Origin of the sequence: Idiomarina sp. Sol25, assembly GCF_033052775.1 — a bacterium.
Taxonomy (GTDB): domain Bacteria; phylum Pseudomonadota; class Gammaproteobacteria; order Enterobacterales; family Alteromonadaceae; genus Idiomarina.
The window spans coordinates 1-12,852 of record NZ_JAUPEW010000010.1 but is presented as its reverse complement, the minus strand read 5'-3'; the positions used below and the strand labels follow the sequence as shown (position 1 = coordinate 12,852).

General features: G+C 46.5%; 7 protein-coding genes. 1 reads left to right on the top strand and 6 read right to left on the bottom strand.

The annotated features are described in order from the left end of the window. Window positions 1-111: 111 nt before the first annotated feature. Entirely contained in the window at window positions 112-2,079 is a 1,968-nt protein-coding gene (locus Q5L94_RS11990; RefSeq protein ID WP_317498625.1) for a cation:proton antiporter, read from the bottom strand. A 167-nt stretch (window positions 2,080-2,246) separates the two neighbouring features. Between Q5L94_RS11990 and Q5L94_RS11985 the strand changes: the two genes are divergently transcribed. Continuing rightward, window positions 2,247-3,152: a GGDEF domain-containing protein gene (locus Q5L94_RS11985; RefSeq protein ID WP_317498624.1), complete on the top strand. Its 906-nt coding sequence runs from the start codon at window positions 2,247-2,249 to the stop codon at window positions 3,150-3,152. On the opposite strand, the gene tilS is transcribed toward Q5L94_RS11985, so the two are convergent. The 5 genes from tilS to Q5L94_RS11960 form a co-directional block, all read right to left on the bottom strand. Next, entirely contained in the window at window positions 3,118-4,464 is a 1,347-nt protein-coding gene (tilS, locus tag Q5L94_RS11980; RefSeq protein ID WP_317498623.1) for a tRNA lysidine(34) synthetase TilS, read from the bottom strand. The two genes, Q5L94_RS11985 and tilS, sit on opposite strands and share 35 nt — an antisense overlap. A gap of 6 nt (window positions 4,465-4,470) precedes the next feature. Continuing rightward, window positions 4,471-5,427 (bottom strand): acetyl-CoA carboxylase carboxyl transferase subunit alpha, encoded by a 957-nt coding sequence (gene accA / locus Q5L94_RS11975; protein ID WP_317498622.1) that lies wholly within the window; start codon window positions 5,425-5,427, stop codon window positions 4,471-4,473. Between the two features lie 15 nt (window positions 5,428-5,442). Continuing rightward, window positions 5,443-8,919 carry a DNA polymerase III subunit alpha gene (gene dnaE, locus Q5L94_RS11970; RefSeq protein WP_317498621.1) on the bottom strand — a complete coding sequence of 1,159 codons (3,477 nt, stop codon included), beginning with the start codon at window positions 8,917-8,919 and terminating at the stop codon, window positions 5,443-5,445. A gap of 78 nt (window positions 8,920-8,997) precedes the next feature. Continuing rightward, window positions 8,998-10,293 carry an NAD(P)/FAD-dependent oxidoreductase gene (locus Q5L94_RS11965; protein ID WP_317498620.1) on the bottom strand — a complete coding sequence of 432 codons (1,296 nt, stop codon included), beginning with the start codon at window positions 10,291-10,293 and terminating at the stop codon, window positions 8,998-9,000. 100 nt (window positions 10,294-10,393) lie between these two features. After that, window positions 10,394-12,571 carry a M3 family metallopeptidase gene (locus Q5L94_RS11960; RefSeq protein WP_317498619.1) on the bottom strand — a complete coding sequence of 726 codons (2,178 nt, stop codon included), beginning with the start codon at window positions 12,569-12,571 and terminating at the stop codon, window positions 10,394-10,396. Between the last annotated feature and the right edge of the window lie 281 nt (window positions 12,572-12,852).

Below are 12,852 nucleotides of genomic sequence, written 5' to 3'. Positions count from 1 at the left end.
TTCTCGTAATTGGTTAACTCACAGCATCATTATTGCTGTTAATAATGTAAAATGTTAGCCGTTAACTGTTGCTAGTTGTGTGAATTCGGCACTAAGTTGTAACGGACTGTTTCAGCCTTCCAGTAGCCAACGTTCCGCAGCCTCAACATAACGCGGTTTACCCACCAGCAAGACCACGTCTTGCGGTTGTAATTCGGTATCATTATCAGGCTCTGGAATTTCCTCATCGTCACGGCGTAAAGCCTTCAGTTGCACCTGATGCTTATCCCAGTCTAATTCATCGATACGTTTGCCCGTCGCCCAGGCACCTTCCGGCAAGGTTAAAGCACGTAAAAACTCAAGTTTGTCAGCCAGTTCCGGCGTAATTTCAGTTTCGTCCCCCTGGAAGAAACCATGCATTTCACCGTAATGGTTGCGTCTTTCTTTATCCAGCCGCGCAAGAATACGGCGTATTGGAATACCACTGCGGCTGAGCACGTGAGAAATCAGCATTAAACTCGCCTCCAGTGTATCCGGCACTACCTGGGATGCCCCAGCTTCCTGTAACTGAGTTAACCTTATATCGTCACGACTGCGCACAATAATGTAGGCATCGGGGTTTAACTGGCGAAGTTCTTTCAGCACTTCGAGTGCGCGCAGGTCGTCGGCGAAACTGATAATAATAAGATCGACACTCTCGGCTCCTACCGCTCGTAAGATGTCTTTTCGGGCGCTATCCCCGAAATAGACACGAGCGCCACCGGCAACGGCTTCCTGAACTCGCATTGGGTCATTATCTACGGCTATATGAGTAATCCCCTCGGCGTCCAGAAATCGACTCATGGTTTGCCCAACCCGACCAAAGCCGCAAATCAATACCTGATTTTCCAGCCCTTCACTGCCTGAGGTTCGTTGCTGCTCAATATCGACCAGAGGATCGGGCTGGCGGACAACCAGATTCACCAAAGATTTCAAGCGGTGAATAACAATAGGTGTTATCGCCATACTCAACACACCAATGCCTATCATACTGGTGACAATCTCTTTACTCAGCAGGCCATGACTGCTTGCCAAGGCGACAATGACAAAGCCAAACTCACCCATTTGAAATAGCGAAATACCACTGCCCCAGGCATCTTCGTCACGCTCACCCATAAAGCGCGCTACCGAGCTAATTAACGCAATTTTAATAACGGCCATTACAATTAAAGCGAGTAGTATCCAGTGAAAATTCTGGACGAACCCATAGAGCTGAAGCTGCATGCCTATGGTCGTAAAGAACAAGCCCATTAAAATATCGCGAAACGGGCGAATGTCGGCTTCCAGCTGGTGTTTATACTGGCTTTCGCCCAGCATCATTCCGGCTAAAAAAGCACCTAACGCCATAGAAAGACCAAAAACATGAGTCATACCACCGGCAACCATTGCAACCAGAAGCGTCGCTAAAACAAACAGCTCATCGGTTCTTTGCTTGGCTATTTCTTTGAATAAATACGGTAAGACCCATTTTCCTATCGTCATGAGCACAGCAATAACGGCGGCACCTTTCGCCAAAGCCAGTAATAAAGTGTAGCCAATGTTGCCATTATCGGAGGCCAGTAAAGGAATAATAATAAGCAGTGGTACTACCGCTATATCCTGAAATAGCAAAATAGCGACACTCATCTGCCCGCGACGGGTTGACGTCTGTGCACTTTCTTTTAATTGCTTGATAACAACCGCAGTAGAGGACAACGCCAGCGCTCCGGCAATAGCCAGAGATGCAGCCCATTCATCCAGCCAGATAAACCCAATAAGCAAAAAGATTAACAAGGAACCAAGAACCTGGGCCGCACCTAAGCCGAACACCCATCGCCGCATCGCGATCATCTTCGGTAAGGAAAATTCCAGCCCCAACGAAAACAGGAGCAAAACAATACCCAGCTCAGCAACCAGATGATAATCATCCGGGTCAGCTATCCAGCCCATAACATCGGGGCCGGCAATAATACCGGCAACTAAGTAGGCCAAAATTGCCGGCAATTTCACCCTTCTGAATAGCCAGACAAGAATAACGGCAACTGCTAATAAGAGCAGAAGGCTGGAAAATGTACCGTTCATTCATAAACTCCTGGATGTCTTTGTTTTTATGAGTGTCAAAATAGTAACACTCTTTTGTTTCAGAAAAACTAGCTCTTATAACGTTTTGTAAAATATAGATTTTCTATTATTGGCCTAATATTTGCTAGTAAATTTTAAATTATCAAATTCAGGCAAAAAGGTTTGTCATGCTAAACAGAGCTGTAGCAAAAACTGAGAGTAAGGCAACTGAGAACAAAACTCAGGCAATTATCAGTCAATTAACCTCATCGGCCGATTTGCAAAGCAAATCAACTCCGTTAATTGAACGACTGCAGACATCTCTCGATTTGCATCAGGTATTATCTATTTACGCAGAATACATGGTTCAGCGTCTACCCGTAAGTGCCCTGCAATTTATCTTTGATGACCAAATTATTAATTTAATTGGTGACTACGAGAGCGTTGAGAGCGAATACTCAGTAATGCTTTATGCCGATAAAGAATACCTGGGACAAATGGTTTACCAATTCAAACGTCAACCTTCCTATGTGAATAAAGTCCGCCTGGAACAAATGCACCGGCAGCTGACTTTTCCTCTGCGTAATGCTATAGAGTTTTCACGCTTAAGAAAAGTTGCCATACGCGACCATTTAACCGGCCTTGGCAATCGAGCCTTACTGGACGAAACGCTTGAGCACATTAGTGCACGTTTAAAGCGCGACAAAGAACAGTCTCATATTGTCATGTTACTGGATATGGATGGCTTTAAAAACGTCAACGACCGTCATGGACACCAGCAAGGCGATCAAGTACTGAAACTGTTTGGTAGGTTACTGCAACAGCAACTGCGCGATACGGACAGGGTCTTTCGCTATGGCGGTGATGAGTTTGTATTAATACTCGAGAATACGCAACCAGAGCAAGCTGACGACGTTTTTCTCCGTATTCGGGATGCGCTCAGTAACGACGTCAACCTTGCCACTTTTAATATTGGCGTTAGCGCCGGCAGCCTGGTTATGGAGAGTTTTCATAGCCCACAGGATATCATTGACGAAGCCGACAGGCGCCTTTATGCCGCTAAAGTTGCCGGTAAGAATCGGCACCTGAGCTAACCCAGTCTGGCTCGGGCAACTGAAGGCTCTCAAATTCTGTTTTTTCAATAACCTGGTAGCTGAACCAGCCAAGTTCGGCTACCCACACGTACTGAGCATTCAATTCAAGTATTGGTCGTCTGGCTCTTAACCACGGCGGAATTCCCGCCTGTTTTAGCCAGTCTTTCAATTTTTTTCGCCCATGACGGCCTGGTTTTGCCAGTTTTTCTGAGCTTAACAAAAAGGTTAACCTCAACTCATTGCTATTCGTCAGCAGTGCGTCAGGCACGCTTAACTTACCCCATTCACCCAAATCGACATTCGCCTCAGCTAACCAACAATCCTCAGGTAATTGCCCTACATTATTATCGCACCATAGGGCGTATTGAAAGTAGCGCACACTGTAGCCATCACACTGAACCTGCATTTGGCTGTCGTCTGTTGCGCTTTGAGCTTGTAACCGAATTTGCTCCAGTTGCTCGTAACTGGGCAGCGAATATTTCAGCTTTTGCAGCCAGGCTCGCAGTAACGCTCGCTGCATAGCAGCAGAATGATCACTGAGTAAACTTAAAGGAAAGTGGCTCTTGTGCTTCTGCGCTTTATGCAGCTTTTCCAGCAACAGCTCATCCATTACCTGCTGTTGCTCGGCGCAAAGCTTTGCCGACCTCAGCACGCTATGCCCAAACTGTGGCCAGCGCTGCTCTAATAGCGGCACTACTTTATGACGCAAAAAGTTCCGCTCAATACGGGTATCGTAGTTGGTGTCATCTTCAATCCAGGTTAGCTTGTGTTGCCGCGCATAGCTTAAAATATCTTCTTTACTCACACTAAGCAAAGGCCGGCAGAGACGACGGTTTATCCTCAATGGCTGAACAACGGCCATTGAGGATAAACCCTTTGGCCCGCTGCCGCGTTTTAATTGCAGAAAAAAGGTTTCGATCTGATCATTGCGGTGTTGTCCAAGCAGTAATACCGCATCATCGTCGGTCAGCTCGGCCATTCTCCGGTAACGACTTTCACGTCCGGCGGCCTCTTTGCTTTGCCGGTTTTCTACAGGCACATTAAGCGGCTCAAAAACCGTTTTTACACCATAAGCCTTAGCAGCATGCTCAATGGTCGACGACCAGTCAGCTGAACTGGGGTGAAAACTATGATCTAAATGAATGGCTAAGTACTGATACTGAGGGTTATGCTGACGAAAGCGCATCAGCAAGTCGAGGATAGTTTGCGAGTCAGCCCCGCCACCAAGAGCAGCAACTAATTGCTGCCCCGGCTTTAATGCAAGAGACTCTAAGCTTTCACAAAACAGGTCATAAAGACCATCTTTCATCATTGGTAATTAGCAGTAACCAAAAGACATAAGTTTACGATAGCGCTGATCCAGCAACTCCTCGTGGCTTAAGCCCTGTAAGCTTCCCAAATCAGCAATAAGCTGACGTTTAAGCCTTACCGCCATTTCTTCCTGATGGCGGTGTGAGCCGCCTAGAGGCTCAGGTATCACAGAATCAACCAGCCCCAACTCTTTACTTCGCTCTGCGGTTACGCCCATAGCTTCTGCTGCTAATGGTGCTTTGCTGGCACTTTTCCACAAAATAGAAGCACAACCTTCCGGAGAAATAACCGAGTACGTACTGTATTGCAGCATGTTAACGCGGTCACCGACACCAATAGCCAGAGCACCACCAGAACCACCCTCTCCAATAACAGTACAAACAATAGGCACGGTTAAGCGAGCCATAACTTTCAAGTTGCGCGCAATGGCTTCACTCTGACCGCGTTCTTCCGCACCAATTCCAGGATAAGCGCCCGGTGTATCAATGAAGGTAACAATTGGCATTTTAAACCGTTCGGCGGTTTGCATCAGGCGTAGCGCCTTACGATAACCTTCCGGTTTTGGCATACCAAAGTTTCGGCGGATCTTCTCTTTGGTTTCACGACCTTTTTGCTGGCCTATAACCATAACCGGAGTGCCGTCTAAACGCGCAATACCGCCAACAATCGCCTCGTCATTAGCAAAAGAGCGATCACCCGCCATTTCGTCAAACTCGGTGAAAATCATGCGAATATAGTCAAGCGTGTAAGGACGTAACGGATGGCGCGCCAGCTGTGCTACCTGCCACGCACCCAAATCAGAAAAGATTTTCTCTGTCAGTTCCTGACTCTTTGTAGTCAGTCGCTGCACTTCTTCTTCTAGATTAAGATCCAGTTGTCCGCGGTTGCCAACAGACTTCAGTTCTTCGATTTGCGCTTCAAGTTCCGCAATAGGTTGTTCAAAGTCCAGAAAATTAAGGCTCATTCGCTGTCATTTCCTTTAAAATTCGAGTGAAACTTGCTGAGTTCCCAGCAAATTCTGTAATTCGTATATTAATTCATCAGACGGATTCACATACCATTGTGCGCCAACATTTAAAGTGGCTTCAACACGTTCCGACTGATACCTCATTTTTATCGGGCAAGTCCCTTCAGCAAAGGGCTGTAATAGCTTTTCCAGTTTTCCGGCAAGACCTTTAGCAAGCTGCTCATCCGTTACTGTAATTGCTAAATGCCGGAGATATGTTTCCCGAGCCTGCTCGATTGCCATCACTTCTCTGGCGGTCATTGTATTGCTATTACTGAAGTTATCAAATCTGACCTCACCTTTTATCCACAAAATTCGGTCTTTTTCGAGCAATTCCTGATAACTTTCGTATTCATTACTAAATAAGCGTACATCCATGCGCGCTGTTTTGTCATCTAAAGTCACTATAGCAAAACGCTGACCTCTTTTATTGGTCAGTACTCTCACATCAATCACTAGCCCGGCAATAGCAATACTCTCATCTTTGCGGGTGGGAGTAACATTGGACAATGTACTATTAATGTAATGTTTGAGCTCTGCACGAAAACGGTTAATAGGGTGACCAGTCAAATAAAGACCCAGGGTGTCCCGCTCACCTTCTAACCAGACCGCTTCCGACCATTTACGTACGCTGACAAATTCTTGTTCAACCGCTTCAGGTTCGGTGGTCAGTACCCCAAACATATCCGACTGCCCAATTTTTTCTGCGTTCAAGTGCTGTTCGGCCTGACGAATGGCTTTTTCCAGCGTTGCCATTAATGAAGCGCGGTGAGGTCCTAAGTTGTCCATTGCACCAGCACGAATTAAGCGCTGCAGAATGCGCTTATTCGTTCGCTTTAGGTCAACCCGGCAACAGAAGTCGAATAAATCGCGGAACGACCCGCCCTCTTCACGGGCTTTAATAATAGACTCAATTGGGCCCTCGCCCACGCCTTTTATTGCGCCTATACCGTAAACCACTCGTTGCTGTTCATCGACGGTAAATTTATATTCGCCTTTGTTTACATCCGGTGGCAACAAGTCCAGCCCCATGCGTTCGCATTCATCCGCCAGAGTGACAATTTTATCGGTGTTATCCATATCGGCGGACATCACCGCGGCCATAAACTCTGCCGGAAAGTGAGTTTTCATCCATAAGGTCTGATATGACACTAAAGCGTAAGCAGCCGAGTGTGACTTGTTAAATCCATAACCGGCAAACTTCTCTACCAAGTCGAAGATTTTCGTCGCCAGTTCAGGGTCGATATTATTTTGCGCCGCACCCTTAGCAAAAATTTCTCGCTGCTTAGCCATTTCTTCGAGCTTTTTCTTTCCCATGGCTCGGCGTAATAAATCTGCGCCACCCAAAGTGTAGCCCGCCAGAACCTGGGCAATTTGCATCACCTGTTCCTGGTAAAGGATAACGCCGTAAGTCGGCTCCAGTATGGGTTGCAAACTCTCATGCTGATACTCGGCATCGGGGTAAGAAATTTCTTCCCTGCCGTGCTTCCGGTCAATAAAGTTATCAACCATGCCGGACTGCAGAGGCCCCGGCCGGAATAGTGCCACCAAGGCGATAATGTCCTCGAAAGAGTCTGGCAAAAGCTTTTTAATCAGCTCTTTCATACCACGTGACTCTAACTGAAACACCGCTGTTGTCTCGGCCTTTTTCAACAGTTTAAAACACGCCGGATCAGTTAAATCAATCGACGTAATATCAATCGGGTCTTTACCACTCTGAGCATGCCGGCGATTCACCATATCGACCGCCCACTGAATAATGGTCAGTGTTCTCAGACCCAAAAAGTCAAACTTAACCAAGCCAGCGGACTCAACATCGTCTTTATCAAACTGAGTGACCGGATTATTTCCTTCGTCATCACAATACAGTGGCGAGAAGTCGGTTATTTTGGTTGGGGAAATAACCACGCCGCCGGCGTGTTTGCCGGCATTACGAGTCACGCCTTCAAGAATACGGGCCATATCAATAATGGCCTTAACTTCTTCATCCTGGTCGTACGCTGCGCCAAGCTGAGGCTCAATTTCAAAAGCTTTGGCCAGAGTCATTCCAGGGTCACCCGGTATTAACTTGGAAATTCGGTCGACAAAACCATAAGGATGAGCCAATACCCGCCCGACATCGCGTATTGCAGCCTTAGCCGCCATGGTACCGAAGGTAATAATTTGCGAAACCGCTTCACGACCATACAGATCAGCAACGTGATCGATAACTTCATCCCGACGGTCCATACAGAAGTCGACATCAAAATCCGGCATGGAAACCCGTTCAGGGTTAAGGAATCGCTCGAAAAGTAAGTCAAACTCAAGCGGATCCAAATCCGTTATTTTAAGTGCGTAAGCCACCAGAGAGCCGGCACCTGAACCCCGCCCCGGACCTACGGGTATGCCGTTATCTTTACTCCACTGAATGAACTCCATAACGATAAGGAAATACCCGGGAAAGCCCATATCGTTAATAACGCCAAGTTCGCGCTTGAGTCGCTCGTCGTACTCTGGGCGCTTTTGCTGTCGCTCTTCCGCGTCAGGGAACAAAAACTCTAAACGTTCTTCCAGCCCTTCTTCTGAAACTTTGATTAAGAACTCTTCTGTTGTCAGGTCGCCTGTGGGAAACTTAGGCAGGAAGTATTCGCCCAAACGCACAGTGACATTACAACGCTTAGCTATTTCAACAGTATTTTCTATTGCTTCAGGAATGTCAGAAAATAACTCCGTCATTTCTTCGCTGGAGCGCAAATATTGTTGTGGCGAATATTTCTTTGGCCGGCGTTTGTCTTCTAATTGATACCCATCGTGAATAGCGACACGAATTTCGTGAGCATCAAAGTCTTCTTCTTTCAGGAAAACCACTTCATTAGTAGCGACAACGGGTAGACCGGTTTCTCCGGCTAAAGCCACCGCTTTATGTAAATAGGTTTCTTCCTGAGGTCGGCCGGTGCGCACCAGCTCCAGATAATAGCGATCAGGAAAATATTGCTGATAGAAATCAAGGGCGGCATCCAGCTGACTGTCGTGGCCTTTAATGAGAGCATGCCCTACATCGCCCTGACGGCTTCCGGACAATAAGATAATGCCCTCGTTATGTTCCTTCAGCCAGTCTTTGTCGATAACCGGCTTGCCTTTAATATTACCGCGCAAATAAGCTTTTGAAATAAGCTGAGTTATCTGCTGATAACCTTCGTTATCCATTGCCAGTGCAGTCAGGCGGAAAATTTCAGACTCAGGATAGTCAGCCTGCACCCAGAAATCGCACCCTATTAAAGGCTTTAAGCCCAATTGATGCGCCTTTCCATAGTAGCGAACCAGACCACAAAAGTTCATTTGGTCGGTAATAGCTAAAGCAGGCATACCCGCTTCAGCAACAGCCTCACAAATTGGACCAACTTTCGCCAGCCCATCTATCATGGAAAAGTCGCTATGAACTCTTAAGTGAACAAAATTTGGTGCAGTCATTTTACGGATACAGTCTGGCTTTTTCGTTATCGTTTTTAGGGTCGTTATTGTGCCTTAAGCAGGCTCTGAAGTATATCGTCAGTGTAATTTCAGTCGCGGTTTTACAACATGATTAAGTTTGTCCACCATTAACAACAAAAACATCTTCCACCAGCCGTGTAGGGCTCTTTGGTGCATGCGATATAGGCTGGCATAAGCCCAACGCGCTAAAGTGCCTTCGAGCGACATTGACAGACTTTTACTTTGCATTAAATTACCGACCGCCGAAAAACGGCTCAGTGAGACTAGCGAGCCCCTGTCTTTATATTTAAAGGCTTTTGCTGGTTTGTTGCGGTACTCACGCACAATATTCTGATACAAACATTCAGCCATCTGATGTGCTGACTGAGCTCTTGGTGGTACCCAACGTTCATCGTCTATACGACAACCAGCACAATCACCTATGGCATAAATGCTTTCGTCAGAGACCGACTGGAGATACTCATTTACCTCAATTTGGTTGTTTTTGCGGACTTTCAGGCCCCATTCACTGACGAAGTCAGGAGCCCGGACACCCGCTGCCCAAACCATTAAATTGGCGCTGATATTTTCTCCTTCGGACAACACCAGGGTATTTTCTTTTACTTCAGTAACCGGGTTACCCAATATGACTTCAACACCCAGCGATTTCAGTTTCTTCTCTACCGATGCTGACAAACGCTCAGGCAACGCGGGCAATAATCGTTTACCGGCTTCAACCAAGCGAACTTCAAAATGTTTTTGATCAAGGAAAGAAAGACCATAAATAGACAACAATGACACCGAATGAATGAGTTCAGCAGCCAGTTCTACTCCGGTTGCCCCACCGCCCACAATAGCCAGTGACAATTTCGTATTTTCGCCGTCTTCAATCGACTGATTTACCCGTAAAAACTCATTTAGTAAATGCTCATGGAACTCATCCGCCTGACGCAGTGAGTCCAGAAAATAACAATGATCGCTAACGCCGGGGGTTCCAAAATCTGCGGTAACACTGCCAATGGCAAGAATTAATCTATCGTATTCAATACTGCGCGGCGCCAACACTTCATGGCCCTGCTCATCTTTTATAGCTGCTAATTGAATCGACTTTTCGTCTTTATTCACAGACTCTAAGGTGCCGACCAGAAACTGAAAACCTTCGCGGGCACTTTGTCCGCGGTAATCCAGTTCAGCCAGCCGCGAGTCCAGAGCACCTGAGGCAACTTCGTGCAACAACGGCTTCCACAAGTGGGTACTATTTCTGTCTATTAGCGTTATTTTTGCTTTCTTTTTGCGACCCAGCTTTCTTCCCAGCATAGTCGCCAATTCTAATCCGCCTGCACCGCCACCAACTATGACAATCCGTTCTTGCATTTGTGCCTCACTTATCTGCAGATAATAAAAAAGCCACTGACGATGATAACGCCAGTGGCTTTAGATAACGACTGTTCAGTCGTATTTATTTCAATATAGCTTAGTCAATACTTGGATCCGTTAATCCACGGCGTTCAAGTAAAGCTTCAACTGTCGGTTCCTGACCGCGCCAGTCGATATACTGCTGCATAGGATCTTTACTGCTGCCTTTAGACAGAATTTCCTTACGGAAAGCCTGACCATTTTCAAGGCTCAATCCACCGTTGTTACCCATATGCTTAAACGCATCGGCTGCCAGCACTTCACTCCACATATAAGCGTAGTAACCTGCTGAGTAGCCGCCCGCAAATACGTGAGCAAAGTAAGTTGAACGGTAGCGTGGTGGTACGGCTTCAATCGCCACACCGTTTTTCTCCAGCGCGTCCTGCTCAAAACCAGCAACATCATCAATCTCGGTTCCCGGCTCTATCGTGTGATACTCAAGATCCAACAACGCAGCAGAGAGATACTCTAGCGTATCGAAACCCTGGTTAAAATTACGCGCTGCTAATACTTTTTCCAGCAACTCGTCCGGAATTTGCTCTCCGGTTTCGTAGTGTTTGGCGTATTTGGCTATCACTTTTTCGTTCAGAGTCCAGTCTTCCTGGAAAGTTGAAGGGAACTCAACATAGTCACGCGGTACAGAAGTACCTGCCTGCGACGGGTATTTCACGTCAGAGAACATACCGTGCAGCGCATGGCCCATTTCATGGAACATGGTTGATACTTCATCAAAGCTGATCAAGGTTGGTTTACCTTCAGGCGCTTTAGTGATGTTCATGTTGTTCAAAATGACCGGCTTCTGATTCATCAGCTCAGACTGAGTACGGAACGAGCTCATCCAGGCTCCACCGCGTTTGCTGTCACGAGTGAAGTAGTCGGCATAGAACAAGCCAATGCTTGAACCGTCAACGTCTTTTACTTCATACACAACGACATCATCGTGGTAAACCGGAATATCATTACGCTCTTCAAACGTAATACCGAACAATTGGTTCATTGCATAGAAAACACCGTCTTCTAATACGCGATTAAACTCGAAGTACTGTTTTACTTCGTCAGCATCAATTGCGTATTTTTCTTCGCGTACTTTCTCAGCATAGTAGAACCAGTCCCAGGGCTTAAGCTCAAAGTCTTCACCTTCAGCTTCAATCATTGCCTGAACTTCTTCAGCTTCTTTTTCTACGTTGCTGACCACAGCGGGTACTAAGTCACGTAACATAGACTGCGCGGCTTCAGGCGTACCAGCCATGTTGTCTGCCAGCACATAGTCACCCCAGCTATCGAAGCCCAGAAGTTTTGCTTTGTCAGCGCGCAACTTAGTTAAACGCTGAACCATAGGACGTGTGTCAGTTTCCGTATTACCAGACCCACGGTTGGCTGAGGTTTCCCAAATTTTCTGACGCAGTTCTCGGTTCTCTAAATCGGTCAAAATAGACTGACGAGTTGTGTTAGTCAGAGTAATAGCGTACTTACCTTCCATATCACGGCTCTCTGCCGCTTTGGCTAACGACGCAATTTTACTGTCACTAAGTCCAGCCAGTTGTTCTTTATCATCAACAACAATGACGTTTTCGTTAGTCAGCGCCATTAAGCTTTTCTGGAATTCAGTTGTTAAACTGGATAACTCTTCGTTGATATCACGAATTTGTTGTTTCTGCTCGTCGTTCAGCTCTGCGCCGGCGCGAACAAACCCTTTGTAAGTATCTTCCAGTAAACGCTCAGACTCAGAGTCCAGATCTAAAGAGTCGCGGTTATCAAATAAGTTCTTAACTCGCGCAAACAAATCTGGGTTCAGCATGATGTTGTCACGGTGAGAGGCCATCTCAGGCGCTAGCTTGCCCTGTAACTGACGAATTTCATCGCTGCTGTTAGAAGAAGACAGGTTATAGAACACTGAGCTTACACGCCCCAGAATTTTGCCCGCTTTTTCCATTTCAACAATGGTATTTTCAAAAGTAGGTTCTGCTGAGTTCGTTGCAATAGCTTCAATTTCAGCCATGTGCTCTTCCATTCCGCGCTCAAATGCAGGTTCAAAATGTTTGAACTCAATAGCATCAAAGTCCGGTGCCTGGTATTGCAGAGAGCTGGCCTCGAAGAATGGGTTAGTCATAGTTTCTTGCTGACTGCTGTCAGCAGAAGCAGCCTGATTCTCAGTTGTTGATGAGTTATTTGCATCACTGCAAGCTCCCAACGATACTGCCGCGCCCACTGCTACAGCCAGTAAAGTTTTACGCATGGGTATCTCCCGTTGTCTACGTTTTGTCATTGTGATTTTGGTGACAATACTCTAGCCCTGTGGAGCCTCAGGCTCAAGAGCTAAACGGCAAAAAGCATGATCTTCGGGGTAAAACTTAAGATGAATGAAAAATACAACAAACGGAAGAAAGTAAAAAAGATAATTAATTTAGATTTTACAGGGGGAATTACTAAGAGAGAGAATAATGGCGGAGTGGACGGGACTCGAACCCGCGACCTCCGGCGTGACAGGCCGGCATTCTAACCAACTGAACTACCACT